The sequence below is a fragment of the Streptomyces albireticuli genome (genome assembly GCF_002192455.1).
Lineage (GTDB): Bacteria > Actinomycetota > Actinomycetes > Streptomycetales > Streptomycetaceae > Streptomyces > Streptomyces albireticuli_B.
In genome coordinates, this window is the sequence record NZ_CP021744.1 from 4,973,626 (window position 1) to 4,996,596 (window position 22,971).

19 protein-coding genes and 2 tRNA genes are annotated in these 22,971 nt (G+C 73.3%); 16 read left to right on the forward strand and 5 right to left on the reverse strand.

The features are described 5' to 3' along the window. Positions 1-22 precede the first annotated feature (22 nt). The 10 genes from SMD11_RS21475 (at position 23) to SMD11_RS21520 (ending at position 9,848) form a co-directional block, all read left to right on the forward strand. Positions 23-1,144, forward strand: coding sequence for a TIGR03364 family FAD-dependent oxidoreductase (locus SMD11_RS21475; RefSeq protein WP_087927990.1), 1,122 nt, complete (start codon positions 23-25; stop codon positions 1,142-1,144). 4 nt (positions 1,145-1,148) lie between these two features. Beyond that, on the forward strand, positions 1,149-1,886 hold the full coding sequence (locus tag SMD11_RS21480) for a phosphonatase-like hydrolase (RefSeq protein ID WP_087927991.1): 738 nt from the start codon (positions 1,149-1,151) through the stop codon (positions 1,884-1,886). A 107-nt stretch (positions 1,887-1,993) separates the two neighbouring features. Then, positions 1,994-3,133, forward strand: a complete 1,140-nt coding sequence (locus SMD11_RS21485) for an ABC transporter ATP-binding protein (protein WP_087930649.1) — start codon at positions 1,994-1,996, stop codon at positions 3,131-3,133. Continuing rightward, positions 3,111-4,046 carry a 2-aminoethylphosphonate ABC transporter permease subunit gene (locus tag SMD11_RS21490; RefSeq protein WP_087927992.1) on the forward strand — a complete coding sequence of 312 codons (936 nt, stop codon included), beginning with the start codon at positions 3,111-3,113 and terminating at the stop codon, positions 4,044-4,046. The genes SMD11_RS21485 and SMD11_RS21490 overlap by 23 nt, the downstream gene beginning before the upstream one ends. After that, entirely contained in the window at positions 4,033-4,830 is a 798-nt protein-coding gene (locus tag SMD11_RS21495) for an ABC transporter permease (protein WP_087927993.1), read from the forward strand. The genes SMD11_RS21490 and SMD11_RS21495 overlap by 14 nt, the downstream gene beginning before the upstream one ends. Before the next feature lie 38 nt (positions 4,831-4,868). Beyond that, positions 4,869-5,945, forward strand: coding sequence for a 2-aminoethylphosphonate ABC transporter substrate-binding protein (locus tag SMD11_RS21500; protein WP_087927994.1), 1,077 nt, complete (start codon positions 4,869-4,871; stop codon positions 5,943-5,945). Positions 5,946-6,035: 90 nt separating this feature from the next. Beyond that, positions 6,036-6,815, forward strand: a complete 780-nt coding sequence (locus tag SMD11_RS21505) for an HAD-IIA family hydrolase (RefSeq protein WP_087927995.1) — start codon at positions 6,036-6,038, stop codon at positions 6,813-6,815. 136 nt (positions 6,816-6,951) lie between these two features. Further along, positions 6,952-7,779 carry a hypothetical protein gene (locus SMD11_RS21510; protein ID WP_087927996.1) on the forward strand — a complete coding sequence of 276 codons (828 nt, stop codon included), beginning with the start codon at positions 6,952-6,954 and terminating at the stop codon, positions 7,777-7,779. Positions 7,780-7,962: 183 nt separating this feature from the next. Beyond that, entirely contained in the window at positions 7,963-8,604 is a 642-nt protein-coding gene (locus SMD11_RS21515; RefSeq protein WP_234366115.1) for a class F sortase, read from the forward strand. 194 nt (positions 8,605-8,798) lie between these two features. Beyond that, on the forward strand, positions 8,799-9,848 hold the full coding sequence (locus tag SMD11_RS21520) for a glycoside hydrolase family 6 protein (RefSeq protein WP_087927998.1): 1,050 nt from the start codon (positions 8,799-8,801) through the stop codon (positions 9,846-9,848). 135 nt (positions 9,849-9,983) lie between these two features. On the opposite strand, the gene SMD11_RS21525 is transcribed toward SMD11_RS21520, so the two are convergent. The 3 genes from SMD11_RS21525 to SMD11_RS21535 form a co-directional block, all read right to left on the reverse strand. Next, positions 9,984-12,008: a kelch motif-containing protein gene (locus tag SMD11_RS21525; RefSeq protein ID WP_087927999.1), complete on the reverse strand. Its 2,025-nt coding sequence runs from the start codon at positions 12,006-12,008 to the stop codon at positions 9,984-9,986. Beyond that, positions 12,005-13,885, reverse strand: coding sequence for a glycosyltransferase (locus SMD11_RS21530; RefSeq protein ID WP_234366116.1), 1,881 nt, complete (start codon positions 13,883-13,885; stop codon positions 12,005-12,007). The genes SMD11_RS21525 and SMD11_RS21530 overlap by 4 nt, the downstream gene beginning before the upstream one ends. Positions 13,886-14,208: 323 nt before the next feature. Then, positions 14,209-14,282 (reverse strand) — tRNA-Lys (locus tag SMD11_RS21535). A gap of 148 nt (positions 14,283-14,430) precedes the next feature. Between SMD11_RS21535 and SMD11_RS21540 the strand changes: the two genes are divergently transcribed. The 4 genes from SMD11_RS21540 (at position 14,431) to SMD11_RS21555 (ending at position 17,153) form a co-directional block, all read left to right on the forward strand. Then, positions 14,431-15,477 (forward strand): C40 family peptidase, encoded by a 1,047-nt coding sequence (locus SMD11_RS21540; protein ID WP_159395340.1) that lies wholly within the window; start codon positions 14,431-14,433, stop codon positions 15,475-15,477. Positions 15,478-15,575: 98 nt separating this feature from the next. Continuing rightward, positions 15,576-15,941 carry a hypothetical protein gene (locus SMD11_RS21545; RefSeq protein WP_087930651.1) on the forward strand — a complete coding sequence of 122 codons (366 nt, stop codon included), beginning with the start codon at positions 15,576-15,578 and terminating at the stop codon, positions 15,939-15,941. Positions 15,942-16,363: 422 nt separating this feature from the next. Further along, positions 16,364-17,023, forward strand: coding sequence for a bifunctional DNA primase/polymerase (locus SMD11_RS21550; RefSeq protein WP_199844080.1), 660 nt, complete (start codon positions 16,364-16,366; stop codon positions 17,021-17,023). Between the two features lie 56 nt (positions 17,024-17,079). Beyond that, a tRNA-Lys gene (locus SMD11_RS21555) sits at positions 17,080-17,153 on the forward strand. Positions 17,154-17,207: 54 nt separating this feature from the next. Here the strand turns inward: SMD11_RS21555 and SMD11_RS21560 are convergent. Next, complete coding sequence (locus tag SMD11_RS21560) at positions 17,208-18,428, reverse strand: M6 family metalloprotease domain-containing protein (RefSeq protein WP_087928001.1); 1,221 nt, start codon at positions 18,426-18,428, stop codon at positions 17,208-17,210. Between the two features lie 436 nt (positions 18,429-18,864). On the opposite strand from SMD11_RS21560, the gene SMD11_RS21565 reads away from it, so the two are divergent. Next, complete coding sequence (locus SMD11_RS21565; RefSeq protein WP_087930653.1) at positions 18,865-20,595, forward strand: putative bifunctional diguanylate cyclase/phosphodiesterase; 1,731 nt, start codon at positions 18,865-18,867, stop codon at positions 20,593-20,595. Positions 20,596-20,699: 104 nt separating this feature from the next. On the opposite strand, the gene SMD11_RS21570 is transcribed toward SMD11_RS21565, so the two are convergent. Next, the gene (locus SMD11_RS21570; protein WP_087928002.1) at positions 20,700-21,797 is read right to left on the reverse strand and encodes an LLM class flavin-dependent oxidoreductase; all 1,098 of its coding nucleotides are present in this window, start codon (positions 21,795-21,797) and stop codon (positions 20,700-20,702) included. Positions 21,798-22,169: 372 nt separating this feature from the next. Between SMD11_RS21570 and SMD11_RS21575 the strand changes: the two genes are divergently transcribed. After that, on the forward strand, positions 22,170-22,928 hold the full coding sequence (locus SMD11_RS21575; protein WP_087928003.1) for an IclR family transcriptional regulator: 759 nt from the start codon (positions 22,170-22,172) through the stop codon (positions 22,926-22,928). The last annotated feature ends 43 nt before the right edge of the window (positions 22,929-22,971 follow it).

Consider the following 22,971-nt stretch of genomic DNA (forward strand, 5'->3'; position numbering starts at 1 on the left):
CGCCCCCACGACCGTTCCAGGCATGCGAGTCATAGTCGTCGGAGCCGGCGTCCTGGGAACGATGCACGCCTGGCAGGCAGTCCAACGCGGCCACGAGGTGGTCCACATCGAGCGCGAGCCGGAGGCCCGGGGCGCGTCCGTCCGTAACTTCGGCCTGGTCTGGGTCGGCGGCCGGGCGGGCGGCGAGGAGCTGGAGACCGCGCTGCGCGCCCGCGAGCTGTGGGAGGAGATCGCGGCCCGCGTCCCCGGACTCGGCTTCCGCGCCAACGGCTCCCTGACGCTCGTCACCGACGAGGCCGAACTGGCCGTCGCCCGTGCCGCCCTGGCCCGGCCCGACGCGGCGGCCCGCGGCTTCGAGCTCCTCGCGCCGGACGACGTCCGCGCCCTCAACCCCGCCCTGCGCGGCGAGTTCGCCGGCGCCCTCCGGTGCGCCCGCGACGCCGCCGTCGAACCCCGCACCGCCCAGCGCGCGCTCAAGGACGCCCTGCTCGCCTCCGGCCGCTACACCTACCTCGGCGGCCGCGAGGTCCGCGACGTCGTCGGCGGCGACGCCGTCCGCGACGACCACGGCACCACCCACACCGGCGACTCCGTCGTGCTGTGCACGGGCGCCTGGCTCGGCGGCCTGGTCCGCGAGCTCGCCCCCGAACTCCCCGTACGGCGCGTCCGGTTGCAGATGATGCAGACCGCGCCCCTGGGCGAGACGCTCACCACCTCCGTCGCCGACGCCGACAGCTTCCGCTACTACCCCGCGTACGGCGGCGCCGCCCTCGACGCGATGGCCGCCGCCCGGCCCCAGCCGCCGGTGGCCGCCGCGCACAAGATGCAGCTGCTCATGGTCCAGCGCGCGGACGGTGGCCTGACGATCGGCGACACCCACGAATACGCGGAACCCTTCTCCTTCGACGTCACGGAGGACCCGTACGAGCACCTGACCGCCACCGCCGAGGCGCTCCTCGGCCGCCCCCTGCCCAAGACCGAACGGCGCTGGGCCGGGGTGTACGCGCAGTGCCGGGACACCTCCCGCGTCGTGCACCGCGAGCGGGTGCGCGACGACGTCTGGCTGGTCACCGGGCCCGGCGGGCGCGGCATGACCTGCTCCCCGGCGATCGCCGAGCGGACCGCCGACGAGCTGGGCTGGTGAGGGCATGACCGACCACGACTTCGGTACGGCGAGTGCCGGCTCCGGCGGCCCCATCGGCCTCGTCGTGCTCGACATGGCCGGTACGACCGTCGCCGACGACGGCCTCGTCGAGCAGGCCTTCGCCGCCGCCGCGCACGTCCTCGGCGCCGGGCCCGGGACCCCGGAGCACGCCCGGCAACTCGCCTACGTCCGCGCCACGATGGGCGAGTCCAAGATCTCCGTCTTCCGGCACCTCGCCGGCGGTGACGAGGAACGGGCCCGGCGCGCCAACGCGGCCTTCGAGGCCGCCTACGGGGACTCGGTCGCCGCCGGCCGCTGCGTGCCCCTGCCGGGCGCCCGGGAGGCGATCGAGCGGCTGCGCGCCGACGGCCGCGCCGTCGTCCTCACCACGGGCTTCGCCCGGGTCACCCAGGACGCGATCCTCGCCGCGCTCGGCTGGACGGACCTGGCGGACCTCACGCTCTGCCCGGCCGACGCCGGCGGGCGCGGCCGCCCGTACCCGGACATGGTGCTCACGGCGCTGCTGCGCACCCGGGCCGTGGACTCCGTCCGGCGGGTCGCGGTGGCGGGCGACACCTCGTACGACGTGCTCTCCGGGCGCCGGGCGGGCGCGGCCGTGGTCGCGGGCGTCCTGACCGGGGCCCACGACGAGGCCGCGCTGCGCGCCTCGGGCGCGACCCACGTCCTCGCCTCGGTCGCGGAGCTGCCCGGGGTGCTCGCGCGGGTGGAGGACGGGTCGTGAGGCGGGCCGGCGCGGAGGCCCGTACGGGTCCGGCCGCCGTCGCGGACACCGGGCCGGGCGCGGCCCGTCGCACCGGCGCGGCGCCCGGCGGCCGTACCGCCACCGGGATCCGCCTCGAAGGCGTCACCGTCTCCTACGGCGGGAACGTCGTGCTCGACTCCCTCGACCTCACCGTCGGGCCCGGCGAGTTCATGGCCCTCCTCGGCCCCTCCGGCTCCGGCAAGACCACCGCGCTGCGGGCGGTCGCCGGCTTCGTCCGACCCGACGCCGGGCGGGTCCTCCTCGGCGACCGGGACGTCACCGCGCTGCCGCCGCACCGGCGCGGCGTCGGCATGGTGGTGCAGCAGTACGCGCTCTTCCCGCACATGCGGGTCGACGCCAACGTCGCCTTCGGGCTGAAGGCGCGGCGGACCCCGCGCGCCGAGACCGCCGCGCGGGTCGCCGAGGCCCTGGAGACGACCGGCATGGCCGCGTACGCCCGGCGGTACCCGCGCGAGCTCTCCGGCGGACAGCAGCAGCGCGTCGCCATCGCGCGGGCGCTGGCCGTCCGCCCGGACGTCCTCCTCCTCGACGAGCCGCTGTCCGCGCTCGACGCCCGGCTGCGCTCCGGGATGCTCGCCGAACTCGCCCGCCTGCACCGCGAACTGCCCGGCGTCTCCATGCTGTACGTCACCCACGACCAGGTCGAGGCGCTGACCCTCGCCGACCGCGTCGCCGTCATGGACCGGGCCCGCCTCCAGGACTGCGGCACCCCGCACGACCTCTACCGGCGCCCGCGCACGTCCTTCACGGCCTCGTTCGTCGGCGACGCGAACCTTCTGCCGGTGACGGTCGCGGCGGGCGGGGGCGTGGAGTTCGCCGGGACGGTGCTGGACGTGCCCGTGCCCGACGGCGCCACCGCCGCCGTGCCCGGGGCGTCGGCCACGCTGTGCGTACGCCCGCACCTGGTCGGGCTCGGCGACGGACCGAACACCCTGCGCGGCACGCTCACGGAGGTGCAGTGGCGCGGCGCGACGCACCGCCTGTACGCCGACGTGGGCGGCCACCGTGTGAAGGCGGACGTACGCGAGCTCCGCGAGACGCCGCCGCTGGGCACGGAGGTGTCCCTCCACTTCGCCGCGCGGGACGCGGTGCTGCTGCCGGGCGGGACGGACGGCACGGATGGCAGGGACGACCTGAGCGACCTGAGCGACCTGGGCGACCTGGACGAAGGGGGTGCGGCGGATGACCGGAGCCAGATGGGCTAGCGGGTCCCGGTCCCACGCTCGGACCCGGCGCCCCCTCCCCGGATGGGCCTTCGCTCTTCCGCCCCTGTTCGCGCTCGGGCTCGTCTTCCTCTATCCGCTCGCGCTCGTCGTCCGGCAGTCCGTCTCGCCCGACGGGGGCGGCCACTCGGTCGCCGCCTACGGGGACGTCTTCGCCGAGGCCGCCTTCCGTGACGCGCTGCGGAACACCGTGCTCCTCGCCGTCGGGGCCACCGCCGGCGCGTTGCTGCTCGGCTTCGCGCTCGCGCTGGTCGTCGCCTTCGTCCCGTTCCCGGGCGGGAAGGCGCTGAGCCGGTTCATCGACGTCTTCCTCTCCTTCCCCTCCTTCCTCATCACCCTCGCCCTCCTCTTCGTCTACGGGACGGCCGGCATGGCCAACGGCCTGTGGACCGGGGCGACCGGCGCCGCCGAGGGCCCGTTCGACTTCCTGCACACGCCCTGGGGCGTGCTCCTCGCCGAGGTCACCTACTTCACGCCCTTCGTGATGCGGCCGCTCCTCGCCGCGTTCTCGCAGGTGGAGACCGCACAGCTGGAGGTCGCCGCCTCGCTCGGCGCCAAGGCCCCGCGGATCGTGCGGCGGGTGATCCTGCCCGAGGCGCTGCCGGCCCTCGCGGCGGGCGGCTCGCTCGTCCTCGTCATGGGCCTCAACGAATTCGGGATCGTCCTCTTCACCGGCGCCAAGGGCGTGACGACGCTGCCGACGCTCGTCTACGGCAAGGCGATCCTCGACGGCGACTACACGGGGGCCTGCGTCGTCGCCGTCGTCGACATCGCGCTCTCCGTGGCGCTCTACAGCCTCTACCGCGTCCTTTCCTCCCGCTCCTCACGCCCCTCCCGCTCCTCACACCCCTCCCGTTCCTCCCGTACGGACGGAGTCCGCCGTGCTCGTGCATAGCCGCCGCGCCCACGCGTGCGTGTGGGCCGCCTTCCTCGTGGTCTTCCTCCCCGTCTTCGCGCTGCCCTTCCTGGTGATCGTGGCCGCGTCCTTCGCCACCGGCTGGAGCGGCGCGCTCCCCTCCGGTCCGACGCTCGGCCACTACCGGGACGTCGTCCGGGGCGACGCGCTCGACGCCCTCGTCACCAGCCTGCTGACCGCCGTCATGGCGAGCGCCCTCGCCCTCGCCCTCGGCACCTGGGCCGCGCTCTCCGCCCACGCCCTGCGCGGGCGCGCCCGCCGGGTGATGGACGTGCTGTTCATGCTGCCGGTGGCCGTGCCGTCCGTGGTCGTCGGACTGTCGCTCCTCGTGGCCTTCTCGCGGCCACCCGTGCTGCTCAACGGCACCCCCGCGATCGTCGTCCTCGCGCACACGGTCCTGGTGACCGCCTTCGCCCACCAGTCCGTGACGGCCGCGGCCGCCCGCCTCGACCCGGCGTACGAGCAGGCCGCCGCGAGCCTCGGCGCGAGCCCGGCCCATGTGCTCTGGCGCGTGCGGCTGCCCCTGCTGCTGCCCTCCCTCTCGGCCGCCGCCGGGCTCTGCTTCGCCCTGTCCATGGGGGAGCTGAGCGCCACGATGATGCTCTACCCGCCGGACTGGCTGCCCCTGCCCGTGAAGGTCTTCGCGGCCACCGACCGCGGCGCGCTCTTCTCCGGCGCGGCGCTCGCCGTCGTCCTGATGGCCACCACGCTCCTCGTGCTGTCCGCCGTCGCCCGGATCCGTACGAAGGCCACCTACCGATGAGCCCCCGACCGGTCCCTCCCGAAGAAGGCTGCCCCGTCATGCCCGTCACGCACCGCTCCCGTCGTCCCCTCCGGCCGGCCGCCGCCCTGGCGGCCCTGGCCCTCGGCGCCACCGCCCTGACCGGCTGCGGCGCCTCCGCCGGCGGCGACGCCGAGGAGATCACCCTCTACAGCGCCGACGGCCTCAAGTCCGAGGACGGCGCCGGGTTCTACGACAAGGTCTTCAAGGACTTCGAACGCGGCACCGGCATCAAGGTCAAATACGTCGAGGGCGGCTCCGGCGAACTCGTGCAGCGCCTGGCCCGGGAGCGGTCCCGCACCAAGGCCGACGTGGTCGTCACCCTGCCGCCGTTCATCCAGCAGGCCGACGGCAAGAAGCTGCTCGACACCTACAGGCCCAAGGGCGCCGAGAAGGTCGCGGACGGCGACAAGGACCCCGGCGGCAAGTGGACGTCGATCGCCGACAACTACTTCTGCTTCGTCTACAACACGGACAAGCTCAAGGACGCCCCGCCGAGGACCTGGAAGGACCTCCTCGACCCGAGGTTCAAGGGCAGGCTCCAGTACTCCACCCCCGGCGTCGCGGGCGACGGCACGGCCGTACTGATCAAGGCCATGCACGACCTCGGCGGCAAGGAGCCCGCCATGGCCTACCTCAAGGAGCTCCAGCGGAACAACGTCGGCCCCTCGCGCTCCACCGGCCAGCTCGCCCCCAAGGTGGACAAGGGGGAACTCCTGGTGGCCAACGGCGACGTCCAGATGAACTTCGCCAACATGAGGTCCATGCCCCACCAGGGCATCTTCTTCCCCGCCGGTGACGACGGAAAGCCCACCACCTTCGCCCTCCCCTACGCGGCCGGCCTCGTCAAGGGCGCCCCGCACGCCGCGAACGCCAGGAAGTTCCTCGACTTCCTCCTCACCGAGGGCGTGCAGCGCGACGTCTCGGCCGTCGGCGGCGGCTTCGCGGCCCGTACGGACGTGAAGGCGGGTGACCCGTCCGCCCGCGCGCTCGCCGGCCTCCTGCGCGGGGTCGAGGTCTTCCGGCCCGACTGGGCCGACATCGACGAGAACCTCGGCTCCTACGTCGCCGCGTGGAAGGCCGCCACCGGCAGCTGATTAGGCTGGGGGGTGCCGGGACGGCGCACGAGCGGTGCCGCCCCGGTGTCCCCAGCCCCAGCGAGGGGCGCATACGGCAGGAGTCCCACCGTGGCAGAGCGCAAGCCGATCGAATCCTGGCTCACCGACATGGACGGTGTGCTGATGCACGAGGGCATCCCGGTGCCCGGGGCCGACGCCTTCATCAAGAAGCTCCGGGACTCCGGCAAGCCCTTCCTGGTGCTCACCAACAACTCGATCTACACCCCGCGCGACCTGCACGCCCGCCTCGCGCGCATCGGGCTCGACGTGCCGGTCGAGAACATCTGGACGTCCGCCCTGGCCACCGCCAAGTTCCTGGACGACCAGCGGCCCGGCGGCACCGCGTACGTCATCGGCGAGGCCGGGCTCACCACCGCCCTGCACGACATCGGCTACGTCCTCACCGACCACGACCCCGACTACGTGGTCCTCGGCGAGACCCGGACGTACTCCTTCGAGGCGCTCACCAAGGCCATCCGGCTGATCAACGCCGGTGCCCGCTTCATCGCCACCAACCCCGACGAGACGGGCCCCTCGGCCGAGGGCGCCCTGCCCGCCACCGGCTCCGTCGCCGCCCTGATCACCAAGGCGACCGGCCGCGAGCCCTACTTCGTCGGCAAGCCGAACCCGCTGATGATGCGGGCCGGGCTCAACGCCATCGGCGCCCACTCCGAGACCAGCGCCATGATCGGCGACCGGATGGACACCGACGTGCTGGCCGGCCTGGAGGCCGGGATGGAGACCTTCCTCGTCCTCACCGGGCTGACCCGCGCCGAGGAGGTCGACCTGCACCCCTTCCGCCCCTCCCGTGTCGTCGACTCCATCGCGGACCTCGTCGACCTCGTCTGACGGCGCGGGGCTCCCCGGCACCGGGCGCCCCGGCGCGCCGCGGCCGTTCCGGCACCGGATGGAGCAATGCCGCCACGGAGCGGATGCGCCCGCCGGGCCGCCCGGGTGAACCTTCTGGTGTACCAGGAGGTTCACCGTGGCCCATTCCCGAACGGTCCCGTCCCGAACGGCCCCCGACCGCCCGTACCGCCGCCGCCCCGCGCTCTCCGTCCGCGTGGCCCTCTGCGGGGCCCTGACGGCCGTCGCCGTGTGCGTCACACCCGCGCACGCCCACCCTTCCGGCTACCCCTCCGCCCCCTTCCCGGACCGCACCGGCGCCGACTACGGGCCCGTCACCATGTCCGGGACGATCGAGATGACCCCGGTCACCAGCCACCCCGGCGCCCAGGTCCAGCTGCGCCTCGGCGGCTGCGGCGGCGACCGGGGCATCGCCACCTCCGAGGCGTTCGTGGCCGACACCCGGCTGAACAGGGACTCCGCCGGCCTGTTCGCCGAGGCGACCGTCCGCTCGACCGTCGCGCCCGGCACCTACGCCGTCCGGGTGCACTGCGACGGCCACGACGCCGTCGCCGAGGGCCGGCTGACGATCGTCGACGCGAACGAACCCCTGCCACGGCCCGACAACCGCACCCTGAACACCGGGACGGGGACCGGAGCCGGGACCGGGACCGCCTACAGCGACCGCACCGGCCGCGCCGAGCACCCCGACGGGCCCGCCCACCCGCCCCAGGGCGAGCCGGGCGACGGGACCGACCGGCGCACCTCCCACGACGCACCCGTTTCCCCCGTCCCACCTGTCTCCGCGGTGCCCGCCGGCGGTGGCGGCGCCACCCTCGCCTCCGACGAGCCCGGCACCCCGGGCCTCGTCCTCGCGGGCACCACCGCCCTGATCGCCGCCGGGCTGATCTGGCACCGCCGCCGCAACGACGCGGCGGCCCGCCGGCGCTCGGAGGACGACCAGTGAGGCGGGCGACCGGGGCGACCGGAGCGGGCAGGGCGGGCAGCGGTGTCGGGTGACGGAAAGGCGGCCGATGTCATGTCCGAATCGCGCACATCCCCACCGCGTACGTCCCCGCCACGTACCCCCTCGCCACCTGCCTCCCCGCCACGCCCCTTTCCCCCGCGCACCGGAGGCCGCGGCCGCCTGGTGACCGGCGTCGCCTGGGCCCTCCTCCTGCTGGCCCTGTGGCTGTGGGGGCGGCAGGCCACCGACGGGCACGGGGCCGCCACCCCCACGGCCGGTGACGTCGCCGCCGCGGGCCGCCCCGCCGACCACCCGCTGCCACCCGCCCACGCCCCGCTGCCCGGGGCCCGCCCGCAGCGCCTCGCCATCGAGGCCGTCGGCGTCCGGGCCCCCATCGAGGACCGCGGCCCGGCCCCCCTCGGCGACCTCGGCCCGCCGCCCCACGGCCGGGCCGGCGCCGTCGGCTGGTACCGCGCCGGCCCCCAGCCCGGCGCCCCCGGCGCGGCCGTCCTCGTCGGGCACCCCGGACGCGGCGGCACGGGTCACGCGCCCGCCCCCGCCGCCCTCCACGACCTCACCGCCCTCGAACCCGGCGAGGGGATCACCGTCACCCGTGCGGACGGCACCACCGCCGAGTTCACCGTCGAGGACGTCTCCGTCTACACCAAGGACCACTTCGACGCCCGCAAGGTCTACGGCCCCCGCGAACGCGACCGCGCCGAGCTGCGCCTCATCGCCTGCGACGGCGACTACGACCGCGCCCGCCACGCGTACAGCGCGAACGTCGTCGTCTCCGCCTACCTGACCGGAGCCGGGCACTCCTGAAACATGGCGCCGTCCTCGCGGTCCCCGCGTACCTCCCGCGGCCCATCAGCTGCTCCATCGGGGCGACTTGACACCCGGTCGTCGGCGTACCGCACTCCGCGGCCCGGCTCTCTGTGCAAGCATTGAAGGGACCGGTCATGTCCCGATGGGGCATGGGCAGAACCCCTAATGGAAGTACACCCGAGGGGGAGTGGATGTACGGCAGCTACACCGGCCGCACACGCGGGGCCCGCGCGGCCCTGGCCGTGGCAGGAGCCGCGGCGGGAGGCCTCCTGGTCCTCGCCGGCTGTTCGTCCTCCTCGTCGTCGGCGGCTCCGCCGAAGGGCGCGCCACCACCCCAGGCACCCGCCCAGCAGCCCAAGGCGCGTGCACCCTTCTGGGTGAATCCGGAGTCCACCGCGGCCAAGCGGTCCGGCGAGCTCCGCAAGGGCGGCAAGAGCGGGAAGGCCGAGCTGCTCCGCAAGATCGCCGCCCAGCCGGTCGCGGAGTGGATCGGCCCGGACGACCCCGAGGGCCAGACCCGCGGCTACACCGAGGCGGCCGCCAAGGCCGACCGGGTCGCCGTGCTGGTCCTCTACAACATCCCGCACCGCGACTGCGGCCAGTACTCCCAGGGCGGCGCCTCCGACGGCAACGCCTACCGGCAGTGGCTGGACCAGGCCGCCCGGGGCATCGGCGACCGCGGCGCGACGGTCATCCTGGAGCCCGACGCCCTGCCGCACATCGAGGACGGCTGCACGCCCCAGCAGTTCCACGAGGAGCGCTTCGCCCTCCTGAAGGAAGCCGTCGACAAGCTCAAGCAGCTGCCGCGCACCAAGGTCTACCTCGACGCGGGCAACCCCAGCTGGGTGACGCCCGCCGACCGGATGGCCGGCCCGCTGCGCCGCGCCGGCATCGACCGCGCCGACGGCTTCGCGCTCAACGTCTCCAACTTCCAGACCACCCGGTCCAACAAGGAATACGGCCGCAGGCTCTCCCACCTGCTGGACGGCAAGCACTTCGTCATCGACACCAGCCGCAACGGCAACGGCCCCCTCAACGGCGCCGACCACGAGAAGGCCTGGTGCAACCCCTCCGGCCGCGCCCTCGGCGAACCCCCGACGACCCGCACGGGCGACCGCCTGGTCGACGCGTACCTCTGGGTCAAGCGCCCCGGCGAATCCGACGGCACCTGCAAGGGCGGCCCCGGCGCGGGCCAGTGGTGGGAGTCGTACGCGCTGGACCTGGCCCGCAATTCCCGCTGAGGCGGGTCGTTCCGGGCAGTCGTTCAGCCCGTCCGGCGCTTGAGGACACCGCGCGTCAGCGCGGCCGGGGTCCGGGGGCTCGCCCCCGGTATCGGGAAGGGGCGGGGCTGGGGAAAAGCCGCCCGCAGGGCCCGCTTACTCCTCCTCCGACTCCTCCTCGGACTCCTCGCCCGCCCCCTTCCCGTCCGTCTTCGCCGCGGCCTCCCCCTCGGCCTTCGGCACCCGCACCCACACCGCCTCCGCCGGCACCCCCCGGTCGTCCACGACCGTCAGCATGTACCACCCCGGCGGCACCAGCGAGGAGTCCTTCGGCAGCGTCACCGACACCCCGTCCGCCTCACGCGTGAAGTCCAGCGCGATGGAACGCTGTTCGATGTTGGTGACGTGCGTGAACGACCCCGGCCGGATCAGCCGCACCTTCGCCAGCGGCCGCTTCTGCACCGTGCGGAGCTTCGTCTTCCCGCCCAGCTCCACCGTCCGCGGCGCGGTGTCCTTGATCTCGGGGCGCTTGCCGCCCTGGTGGAGGTAGGGCGGGGTGTAGAGGTCGATCTGCTGCTCGAACGTGGCGGGCTTGCTGTTGGCCTTGTCCCCGAAGAGGGAGTCGGAGCCGAAGGTCATCACCCTGCCGTCGGGCAGCAGCAGCGCGCCGGAGTGGTAGTTGCGGCCGACCAGCGGGTCGGCGACCGCGTGCCCGCGGTTCTTCCCCGGGTCGTAGATCTCGGCCCGGAGGACGTTGGAGTCGCTGCGCCCGCGGTAGTCGCCCGAGCCGTTGGTGGTGAGCACGGTGTCGTCGGGGAGGATGACGCTGCTGGGGTAGCGGGCCTTGGCGTAGAGGTCGGGGCCGTCGCGGAAGCGCGGCTGCGCGGCGCGCAGGTCGACGATGCGGGTCTTCGCCGTGGACTTCTTGTCCTCGCCCACGCCGCCGCCGCCGAGGACCATGTACCGCTGGTCCTGGGCGGGCGGGAGCAGGACCGACATCGAGGTCTCCAGGACGTCCGGGTCGCTCATGCCCGGCACCTCGGTGAAGTCGTTGCTCGTCAGATCCCAGACGCCCGGGACGCGGCCCTTGTCGGCCGGGCCGTAGCCCGCGTTGGAGCCGGTGTAGAAGATCCGGCCCTTGTCGGTGAGGAAGAGGGCCGGGTAGGTCGGGAAGAACCGCTCCTTGGGGAGGTACGTCCACTTCTTGGTCTTCGGGTCGTAGATCTCGTTCTTGCCCGGGACGACCTGGCCGATCTCGTCGAGGCCGGAGACGGACAGCACCCTGCCGTCCTGGAGGGTGGTCAGCGTGGGGTACCAGCGGGCCTCGTTCATCGGGTCGACCGTGACGTAGCGCTCGGCGACCGGGTCGAACTCGTAGGAGTCCTTGATGCCCTGGAAGTCCTTCTTGTCGAAGGAGAGTTTGTTGGCGATGCCGTAGATGTTCCGGGCGTCGGTGCCCTTGAGGCCGCGGACGCTGTAGTTGTCCGTGAGCCCGGTCTCGTACTCATGGCCCTTGCCCAGGGCTTCCACATAGACGCGCGCGGTGCTGACCGTGACGGTCACCTTGCGGGTCTCCTCGTCCTGCGTCTTCTTGGCGCGGGGGACGAGCACGGGGTCCTTGGACTCGAACGTCTTGCCGTTCTTCTTGCCGGTGAACCGGGTGCCCGCGGGCAGGGTCATCGGCTTGTCGGGGTCCTCGTTGTGGACGACCATCAGGCCGCCGGCCTTGGTGACGTCGCCGCCCAGCTTCTCGTAGCGCTGGGTGCCGCCGGCGACCAGGAGCTTGCCGTCGGGCAGCTGGGTGTGGCCGGCGCAGAAGAGGTCCTTGGGGGTGGGGACGTTCTTGAAGCTGTTCTTCACCGGGTCCCAGAGGACCGTGCGGAAGGACTTGGCCTTGAAGTTGGCGGCGTTGTTCCCGGAGCCGGCGATCAGCAGGATCTTGCCGGTGTGCAGCAGGGCCGCGTGGATCGTGTTGATCCGGTATTCCTCGGGGACGTCGACGACGGTCCAGTGGCCGTTCTTCTCCTTGTACCCCGGCTGATTGATCTTGTACTCGTGGTACTGGTCGGAGGCGTAGCCCCAGATCGCCGGCCCGTTCATCCCCGCCAGGACGAGCACGACCGCCGACCCGACCGCCATGCGGCGGGTGCGGCGGCTGACACGGTAGCGCCGGTAGTTCATCGGCGGGCCTCCACGGCTTGCTCGGGACGGCGCAGCGTCCAGCACCACGCGAGGATCGGCGCCAGGGTGATCACGAGGGCCAGTGACGCCCAGGTGCGCATCGCGACGTGGGTGTGGCCGAGCCAGAAGGAGGCCACGAGCGAGCCGCCGAACACCAGCAGGAAGAACAGGTGGATGCGGAAGGTGCCGAAGAGGGTGTCGGGGCTGGCCGAGTCGCCCTTGGGTGTGACCACGAAGCCGCTCTTGCGCCGGAGCACCGCGTCGAGCAGCGAGCGGGCGTAGATCGGCGCGGACAGTGCGGACATCACCATGCCGGCCAGCCCGCCCGAGCCCTCCGGTTCGTGCGGCGAGACATTGTGCCGGCGGTTCCAGATGTAGAGGCCGATCTGGAGGGCGGCGGCATCGCTGTAGAGCATCATCCAGATCTCGGAATTGATCTGGATCCCGGAGGCGCCGAGCCCCAGGAAAAGCGCGCAGCTCAAGGCGCCCAGCATCCAGTTGAGTGCGGTCATCGGATAATAGATGACCATCAGGCTGTAGTTGAGGAATTTGCCCGGGGTGAGGGTGAAGGGGCCTTTCCAGAACTGCTTGATAATGGTTTCGTACGTGCCGCGCGACCAACGCAGCTGCTGGGTGAAGAAGTCGGTCCAGGCGTTGGGACCCTCGCCGACCGCGAGGACGTCCGGGGTGTAGACCGAGCGCCATTTGTGACCGGTGGCGGGATTGCGGTGCCGGTGCAGCTCGAAGCCGGTGGCCATGTCCTCGGTGATGGAGTCGTAGAGGCCGCCGATGCTCTTCAGGGCGCGGATGCGGACGGCGTTGTTGGTGCCGACGAACATGGGTGCGCCATAGCGGTTCCCGGCGCGTTGGATCAGGGCGTGGAAAAGGAACTGCTGGCTTTCGGCGGCCTTGGTCACGGCCGCATCGTAGTTCCCGTACACCTGTGGTCCAACGACAAACGCGATATCGGGGTCACGGAAGTATCCGAGCATCCGCTCCAGGAAGTTGGGCAGCGGCACGTGGTCGGTGTCGACGGAGGCGAAGAAGTCGTAGTCGTCGCCGTGTGCGTCGAGCCAGGCGTTGTAGTTGCCGTGTTTGGTGCGGGCCCGGTGCGGGCCCTTCGGCTGGTTCCACTTCTCGACGCCCTTGCGGGAGAAGTGGTGGACGCCGAGCCGCCGGCAGACCTCCTTGACCTCGGGGTCGTCGCCCTCGTCGAGCAGCCAGACGTGCAGCGGGCCGCGGTGGCGCAGCCGGACGGCCGCCTCCAGGGTGCGGGTGACCATCTCGATCGGCTCCTTGCCGGGCACGAACGAGGTGAGGAAGGCGACCTTGGTGCCGGTCTCCGGGACGACCGGGACCGGATCGCGCGCGACGAGCGTCGCATGGGCGTTGGACGTGACGTTCAGCGTGCGGAAGAGCTCGATCAGCCCGATCGACACCAGCATCACGCCGTCCAGCACCCGCATCAGCGTGGTGGCGTGATCGCGGTGGGTCCAGTGGGCGGGCTGCATCAGCCACACCAGCAGCCCCAGCGAGACGACGGGGGCGGCCCCGAGCAGCAGGGCGCCGAGGACGCGGTGCGTCTCGTCCGCCAGCAGGCTGCGGTAGCGCACCCGGTAGGGGCGGTCGGGATCCGGCTCGGTCAGCGGGCCGGCCAGCCGGCTGTAGTGCTCGTAGTCGAACCGGGGGCGCTCTCTGCCGGGCGGCTGTGACGGCGGTGGCGGCAGGGGCGGCTGTGACGGCCGGGGCGGCGTGGAGGCCCGGCCGGGGCCGGGCTGGAGCGGCACGCCGCCGGGCAGGCCCGGCGGGCGCGGCGGTGCCGGCACCGCAGGTTTCTGAGCGGACTGCCGCCGGGCGCCGGCAGGCGTGGACGTCATGAGTCATTCCCCCCGCACACATACTGACCGCGTGTGTCAGTCGGTCCATGAGTCCTGGCGGCCCCCCTCGGCCGTACGGACCCAAGGGCACCGGCCCCCCCCGGCGCCACCCCAACTCATTGCTCACAGAATGACGTTGGGCGATCGCTCCCGGTTCAGGATCTCCGACCGCGGCTCATGATCGCAAGGGTGAAACAAGGTGTTTACCGGGCAAAGCGGTGCGCTGGTCGGAGAGGCGTACGAATGGGGGTGAAGTGTTCGCGTGTGCCGTAAGAACGAGGAAGACCCCCTCACCAGTGGTGAGAGGGTCTTCACTCTGTCTGTGCGCCGCCAGGGACTCGAACCCCGGACCCGCTGATTAAGAGTCAGCTGCTCTAACCAACTGAGCTAGCGGCGCCTGCTGACAGAGAAAACTCTACCTGATCCTGGCGGGTGCTCCTGACCATCCACTCGGCTGAATCGTGCAAAAAGTGCATTTCATGACATGAAGCTGGTACGCGCGGTTGAGAAGCTGTGCCCCGACCCCGAGGGGAGGCAGCTGCGCCGTGCGGACTACGGGATCCACCGAGGGGGTGCCCGGCGGTCGCCGCCGGTGTGCCGTCCGGGGCCTGGTCATGGCCGCGGTGGGCGCCCTGGTGCTGGCCGGGTTCGGGCCGGTGGGGCCCGTACCGGCGGGGGCGGTGCCCGCGGGAGCGCGGCCCCGCGACCCCGGGCCCGGCCTGGACCCCGGGCCCGCGGCCCAGGGGCAGCAGACCCAGCAGGCGCAGACCGGGCCCGGCGGCGGTGAGGGGACGGCGGCCGCCACGCCCGCCGCCACCGGGACCGGCGAAGCGGCCGGTGCGGTGGCCGTCCCGGCCGGCACCGCGACGGGGACCCCGGCCGATGGCACGGGCAGTGGCACGGGCAGCGGCACGGGCGGGGGCGTGACCTCGGTCGCCCTGGAGCAGTCCGGCAGCTTCATCGGCCCGGACCAGAACGCCGTGCCGGCCACGCCGGTCATCCCGGGCGTGGCGCCCGAGACGCCCGGCCGGGACCCGGACGTGGTCCTGGAGGACCCGGCCCTGAAGGACCCCTCGCTCAAGCTCCCGCCGGTCGCCGGCCGGGGGACCGAGGAAGCGCGCCAGCCCACCCGGCCGGCGGACGCCCTGACGCCGAAGCCGCCGGACGGCGCGACGCCGAAGCCGCAGGGGCCGGGGAAGCCCGCCCCGAGGCCGCCGGTCACCCGTGGCCACGACCTGGAGGCCGCGATCAGCTTCGCGCTGGCCCACATCGGCGACCCGTACGTCCTCGGCGGCACCGGCCCGCGCCGCTGGGACTGCTCCGGGCTCATCCAGCAGGCCTACCGCCGGGCCGGCGTCCGGCTGCCGCGGATCGCGGCGGACCAGTACCGCGCCACCGTCCGGATCACCCGGAGCGCGCTGCGCCGCGGGGACCTGGTGTTCTGGACGAACAACGGCCGGATCTCCGGGATCCACCACGCCGCGATCTATCTGGGCGGCGGTCGCTACATCGAGGCGCCGCGGCCCGGCCGCAAGGTCCGCATCTCGACGTTCTCGTACTACAACCCGAACCTGTACGGCCGCGTCCGCTGACCGGGGCGCACCCCCGGGCACCCGCCCCCCGCCCCGTGGGCGCCCTTGCGGGGAGCAGGACAATGGAGGGCGGTGCAGACGATCCTGGAGGTATGTACATGTGCGAGCCGAAGCCGGCTCCCGGCGCGCGCGACAGTGGTCCGCGCCGCCTGAAGCCCGCGCAGCTGCTCTTCGAGCCGCCCGAGGCCGTCGCCGATCCCGAGCACTTCTTCGACCTGGAGTCCATCGAGGACCCGCGTGAGCTGCTGGCCCGCTCCACCGAGCTGGCGCTGGCCTTCCGTGCCGCGGCCGACCGGGCGACCGAGTTCCAGGCGGTGGCCGCCGCACAGCTCGCCGACCCCCGGCGCTTCGACCGGCTGCCGACCGCCGTGATCGCGGAGCGTGCCGAGTGGAGCGAGGACTACACGAAGAAGATGGTCGAATTCGGCCGTGACCTGCTGCGGGGCAGCCGCACGGTGGAGTGAGGCCGGACGGGGCCGTGGGCCGGGGAGGGCGCCCGGGGTGGCCGCGGACGGCCCGGGGGAGGGCCGGGAGGGAAAAGAGGGGCCCGGGAGGCCCCGGGGAGCCCGGAGCGCCCGGAGTGAGGACCTCCGACCATGGGCCTTTGGCATATGCGCGGCGGAAGATAGCGCACCACCGGCGCCCGTGTCCCGAATTCCGGTAACTACCGCGAGCGGGCGGGGTGCCGCCCCGGAACATGGTGGTCATGAGCTCCTGGCCGCACGATCCGCGCCCCTCCCTCCCCACCGCCGCCCTCCCCTCCCCGCCTCTTCCCGCCGCCCCTGTCGCGCCCGTCGCCCCCTTCCCCGCCTCGCGCTCCTTTCCCACCGCGCACCCCTTCGCCCCCGACCTCCCCACCCGGGCCGCCCTGCCGCAGCGGCCCAGGATCCCCGCCCAGCGCCGTTCCGGCCCGCCCGGACCCCGTACGCAGCCGCCCGCCGCCGCGTACGTCACCCTCGCCGGCGCCGACTGGCTCGCGTCCGCCAGCCGGTTCCCGCGCAGCGTGCACGCCCTGTGGGCCGACAACCCCGCCGCGCCGATCGTGCTGCCCTGCGGCACCGTCTTCGACGTCGTCGGCGTCCCCGCGCTCTTCGGCCGCCGGGTGCTCGACCGGTTATGGGCCGACGGCCCCGGCTCCGGCCCGGTCGCCGTGCAGCGCGGCCGGCTGCTGCTCTTCGCCGCCCCCGGCACCGCCCAGCGGCTGCCCGCGCTGCTCGGCTGGGAGGAGTGGGCGCGCGCGATGCCCCCGCTGCTGTGCCACGGCACGGGCGACGCGGTGACCCTCCCCCCGCTCTACCCGCAGGGCGAGGACGAGCCGGTGCCGCCCGCCTCCCGCTGGCTGGTCGCTCCGGAGGTCCGCCACCCCTGGCTGCCCGACGCCGAGGTACTGCTGTGGGCCTGTGTGCGGGTCGCCCGCACGGCCGCCGAGGCCGCCCCGGCGGTGCCCGAGCCCCCCGCCCCGGGCGCCCGGCCGCTCGACCGTCCGGCCGCCCAGTCACCCACCCCCACCCCTGTGACCAGCACGAGCCCGCTTTCGCCCCGCTGAAACGTATGGATTTTCGTTCCACCGGATCAGGGTGCTAAAGTCTTCCACGTCAGCAGGCGCCGCTAGCTCAGTTGGTTAGAGCAGCTGACTCTTAATCAGCGGGTCCGGGGTTCGAGTCCCTGGCGGCGCACAGACAGACCGAGGGCCTCCCACCAATGGTGGGAGGCCCTCGGTCGTTCTGCTTCTAGCGGCGCCGGGTCACCCCGACCGTCCAGGAGCCGCCCGCCGTCCGGCCCCGCACCGTCACCCGGACCTTGTCCTCCTCCGAGGTCAGGGACTCCCCGACGCCCAGCGGGGCGTCCGCCAGCGCCGGGTAGACCGACTCGCCCCAGCAGGCCTGCCGCCCCGGGTGCCCGTCCAGCACCTGGACCGGCCCGCCGCCGGAGGGCGTGTCGCTCAGCACCCGGTAGACCAGCACGCCCTCGGTGCAGGTGGCGGAGTCGTTGCCGTACGCCGCGCGGGCCTCGATGGCGACGGCGCTCTCCGGGCCCGTACGGACCACCACCATCCGGGTACGGGCGTCGCCGCCCGGCAGCATCGGCGTCTCCAGCGGCTGGAGGGTGTGCAGACTGCTGCCGGGCTCGCGGACGCAGGCGACCTGGGCGGAGGAGAGCCAGCCCAGCTTCCACTTGTGCCAGCCGAAGGGGTCCGAGGCCAGCCCGAACTGGCTGCCCATGAGGTCCCAGTCCCCGACATGGGTGTCCCAGTCGCCCTTTCCGTCCGTGGGCCGGTGGTAGAGGTCGGGCAGGTCCATGACGTGCCCGGTCTCGTGGGCGAGGACGTTGCGGTCGGGCGGGTGCCGCTCGAAGACGGTGACGACGCGGCGCAGCGCCGTGCCGTCGGCCATCAGCGGGCGGTCGAGGTTGACGACCTTGGTCGCGTCGGAGTCCACGCCCGGGGCGTCCGGGTCGGCGACCAGATAGACGAGGTCGTAGCGGCTGAAGTCCACCTCGGCGTCGGCCGCGGCGATGGCGTCCCGCAGGTACTGGGAGCGCTGCTCGCTGTCCCAGTCGCGCTGTATGCGGTACGAGGCGGCCGAGCGGGGCATCCGCAGCCAGCGCTTCTGGGGGTGGGCGTGCAGGGCGAAGCGCCCGTAGGAGGCCCGGTCGAAGAAGCGGGTGGTGCCGGGGAAGTGGTCGGCCGCGAGCCGGTCGGGCTCCACCTGGGGGCGGGCGTCCGGGAAGGACAGGAAGATCATCACGGCGTCGAGCCGGCCGGCGGGCCGTGGATAGGCGGGGTTCCAGCTGTCGAGCCCCTCGGAGTGGTGGGCCTGGCTGCGCGGCAGCGCGCAGGGGCCGCCCGGCCCGGCGGCCCGCGCGGGGACCGCGACGACGGTCGTGGCGATCGCGCAGAGAGAGGTCACCACGGCGCCGAAGCGGCGCAGCCGTGACCGGTCCACTCCCATGGGTGTCTGCGGACGCACCACGTCGACCTCCCGGGACGGATTCGGGACACCTCATCCACCCTCAGTGGTTCTGTGGTGATATGCCCTGTTCCGTTACCCCGGTCGAGTGACTAAGCCGACTTCTGGGTACATCACACTCAGTCACTGATGGTCAATCGACATGGCGCCACACAACAGGCTCAGCCAGGGGCGCGCACGGTCGTGCAGAAATGGACAAACGGGAGAAGGCGACCGGGGTGCTGCGGGCCGGGCCGCTGGAACGGTCCGCAGCAGCGCCCTATGATCGCCACATTTCCAGCACGGATTCCCCGGGCAGGTGGCCGTACGCCCCCGTCCGGCCACGCGTACGAGATCCACGAGACCCTTACGAAGCCAGTGCGGAACGAATGCCATGCGGGAGCGAGCGGTGAGCGGAACCCTCGACGGCCAGGGCGGCATGCCCGGCTCGACGCCTACTGTGGTCACGCAACGTAACGAATCAAGTGATTTCCGTGCCGCCTTCAACGCCGCCCAGCTCGCCATGGCCGTGGTGGGCCGCGACGGCCTGGTGCGTAGCGCCAACCACGCGCTCGGCGAGCTGCTGGGCACCGATCCGGCCCGGCTCGCCGACGCCCCGGCCGCCGACTTCACCGGGCTGCGCGAGGACCCGCGCACCTGGACCGCGTACCGCGAGGTGCTGCTCGGCCGCCGGGAGCGGCTGCACTGCACCCGGCGGCTGAAGCGGCGCGGCGGCCGCCAGGGCGTCTGGGCGGAGGTGATCGTCACCCCGCTGCCGGACAGCTGCGACACCCTCCTGTCGGTCGCCGACATCAGCGACCGGCGCGATCTGCGGGCCCGGCTGCGGCATCTGCGGATGCACGACCCCGTGACCCGGCTGCCCAACCGCAGCCTGTTCTTCGAGCGGCTGACCACGGCGCTGACCACGGCGGCCGAGGGCCGGGGCAGCGGCCGGATCGGCCTCTGCTATCTGGACCTCGACGGCTTCAAGGCCATCAACGACACCCTCGGCCACCGGGCCGGCGACCGGCTGCTGGGGGCGGTGGCCAGACGGCTCTCCGAGTGCGCGGCGCCCGGCGGCCACCTGGTCGCCCGGCTGGGCGGCGACGAGTTCGCGCTGCTGGTCGAGAACTCCACCGGCACCCAGCAGCTCGTCGACCTCGCCGGCTGCGTCCAGGCCGCGCTCCAGCGGCCGTTCGACGTGGCGGGCCACCGGCTGGCGGTGTCGGCGAGCATCGGCGTCGTCGAGCGCCCGGCCGCCGGCACCCACGCCACCGAGCTGATGCAGGCCGCCGACACCACGCTGTACTGGGCGAAGGCGGACGGCAAGGCCCGCTGGACGCTCTTCGACCCCGAGCGCAACGCCCACCGGATGACCCGTCAGGCCCTGTCCAGCACGCTGCGGCCGGCGGTCGAGCGGAACGAGTTCGTCCTTCAGTACCAGCCGCTGGTGGGCCTGGGCGACGGCGTCGTGCGGGGCGTGGAGGCGCTGGTGCGCTGGCACCACCCGCAGTTCGGGATGCTGGCGCCGAACCGGTTCATCGGGCTGGCCGAGGAGACCGGCGCGATCGTCCCGCTCGGCCGCTGGGTGCTGGCCACGGCCTGCCGCCAGGCGCGGCGCTGGCAGCTGTCCCACCCCGCCGAGCCGATCGTGGTCAGTGTCAATGTGGCCGTGCGGCAGGTGTGGGACTCCGACCTGGTCGCGGACGTGGCGGCGATCCTCACCGAGACCGGTCTGCCGCCGCGCCTGCTCCAGCTGGAGCTCACCGAGTCGGCCGTGATGGGCTCGGCCGGCCGGCCGCTCCAGCAGCTCCAGCAGCTCAGCGACATGGGCGTGGCCATCGCCATCGACGACTTCGGCACCGGCTACTCCAACCTCGCCTACCTCAGCCGGCTGCCGGTCTCCACCCTGAAGCTCGACGGCTCCTTCGTCCGGGGCTTCCACTCGGAGGAGCCGCCGAACCCGGCGGACGAGACGATCGTCGAGGCGCTCGTCCAGCTCGCGCACCGGCTCGGCATCAAGGTCACGGCCGAGTGCGTGGAGAGCGCGGAGCAGGCGGAGCGGCTGGGCCGGATCGGCTGCGACACCGGCCAGGGCTGGTTCTACTCCCGCCCGGTGCCCCCCGACACGATCTCCGCCCTGCTCGGCGCGCCGGGCGTGCGGCCCTGAGGCCCTGAGGGACGTCCCGCCGCCCCCGGTGGAAAGAAGGGGGGCGGCGGGACCCGCCGGCCCCACCCCCGTAGGAACCGGCGGAGACGGCCGGGCCGCCGCCGTCAGGCGTCCGGCAGCCCGTACGTGTCGGCGATGAGCCCGTAGCTGCGCAGCCGCGCCGCGGGGTCGTGCGCGTTGGTCGTGATCATCAGTTCGTCGGCGCCCGTCCGCTTCACCAGCGCGTCCAGTCCGCCGCGCACCTCGTCGGGCGTGCCGTGGACGACGTTGCCCAGCCACTCGTCGACGAAGTCCCGCTCGGCGGGGCCGTACTCGTGGGCCGCGGCCTCCTCGGGCGTCGGGACCAGGCCCGGCCGGCCGCGGCGCAGCCGCAGCATCGCGAGCGCGCCGGTGAGGACCTGGCGGCGGGCCTCCTCGGCGTCGTCGGCCGCGAAGGCCTGCACGCCGATCTTGGCGTACGGGCGGTCGAGGACCTCGGAGGGCCGGAAGGAGTCGCGGTAGAGCTGGAGCGCGGGGACGGTGTTGGCCGCCGAGAAGTGGTGCGCGAAGGAGAAGGGGAGGCCGAGCGCGCCGGCGAGCCGCGCGCTGAAGCCGGAGGAGCCCAGCAGCCAGACGGACGGGCGGTCGGCCCGCTGGACGCCGCCGGGGACGCGGCCCTGGACGGGGCCGGGCACGGCGTGGATACGGGCGTAGGGGTGGCCGTCGGGGAAGTCGTCGTCCAGGAAGCGGGTGAGCTCGGCGAGCTGCTGCGGGAATTCGTCGGCCCCCTCGTGGAGCCGGTCGGTCCGGCGCAGGGCCGCGGCGGTGGCGCCGTCCGTGCCCGGCGCGCGGCCGAGCCCGAGGTCGACGCGCCGGGGCGCGAGCGCCTCCAGGGTGCCGAACTGCTCGGCGATGACCAGCGGCGCGTGGTTGGGCAGCATCACCCCGCCCGAGCCGAGCCGGATCCGGTCGGTGTGGGCGGCGAGGTGGGCCAGGACCACGGCGGGGGAGGAGCTGGCGATGCCGGGCATGGAGTGGTGCTCGGCGACCCAGAAGCGGTGGTAGCCCCTGCGCTCGGCGAGCCGGGCGAGCTCCACGGTGGTGCCGAGCGCCTGCCGGGCGGTCCGGCCGCTGCCGACGGTCGCCAGGTCCAGCACGGACAGCGGCACGGGGGCGCTGCCCAGGGCCGTGCCCCGGATGGTGTCGTCCTGTACCTCGGCCACGGTGGGTCCGCCTTCCTCGTTCTTCGGCTCGTTCGCGGTCGCGCGGCGCCGCCCAAGGGGGGCGCTCGGGAGCGTTCGGGGGCGCGCGGACCTCGGTCTCCGGGCTCCGCCTCCCCGATCACCCCAAGCCAACCGGAGCACCTCTCCGGTTATTCCCGGCCCACGCTCAAGCCGCTCCCTCCGCTTTTCCGGCCAGCTCTTTCCGGCCACACCGCCGCACCCCCTATGACATGGACATATGCCAAGGTGGCGCGGTGCAGGACAACGGCTCACAGGTCGGCGCCGTTCTCTTCAACACCCTCTCCTTAGCGACACTTTCGCCGTTATCGTGGTGAGCGGGACACTCGCTGGAAAGCCCGCAAGGGGGAAACCGTGGCGCTCAAGCCCGACCCGACCGCGCCGTTCCATTCGGTGCAGTACGCACTGCGCGTATTGGAGACGGTCGTCAAGCACACCGGCGGTGTGACCGAAACCCAGATCGCGCGCGAGACCGGCCTGCCCGCCGCCCACCTCGCCCATCTGCTGCTCATGCTCCGCCGCGAGGACTATGTGGAGCGGGTGAGCGACGGCGCCTATGTGATCGGTGACGCCCTGGTCCTGCTCGGCTCCGGCGGCGACCGGCAGAAGGCGCTCCAGCGCAAGCTCCAGCAGTCCCTGACGGCGCTGCGCGACTCCCTCGGCGCGGCCGTCTACCTCAGCCGCTACATCGACGGCGAGGTCCGGATCACGCAGTACGCGGACAGCCCGCACACCCCGAAGGTCAACGAATGGGTCGACTTCCGCTCGGCCGCCCACGCCAGCGCGATCGGCAAGTGCCTGCTCACCCAGCTCGACCACGACGACCGCCGCGACCACCTCGCGCGCCACAAGACCGCCCGGCTCACCTCCCGGACGATCACCAACGAGCAGATCCTCTTCCGCAAGCTCGACGCCCAGCCCGCGACGGTCCCCGTGCTCGACCTCCAGGAGTACGCGGTGGGCACGGTCTGCGCGGCCGTCCCGGTCACGGCCGGACTCGCGGTGGGCTGCGTCGCGCTCTCCCTCCCGCTCGCGCACGCCCACCGGCTGCGCCACGCCGCCGCCACGCTGAACCGGCGGGCCGCTCCCCTGGTGCTGTCGATGGCGCTCTGATCACGCCTCCGGCGGCGGGTGGTCACGGGCACCCCTCCGGACC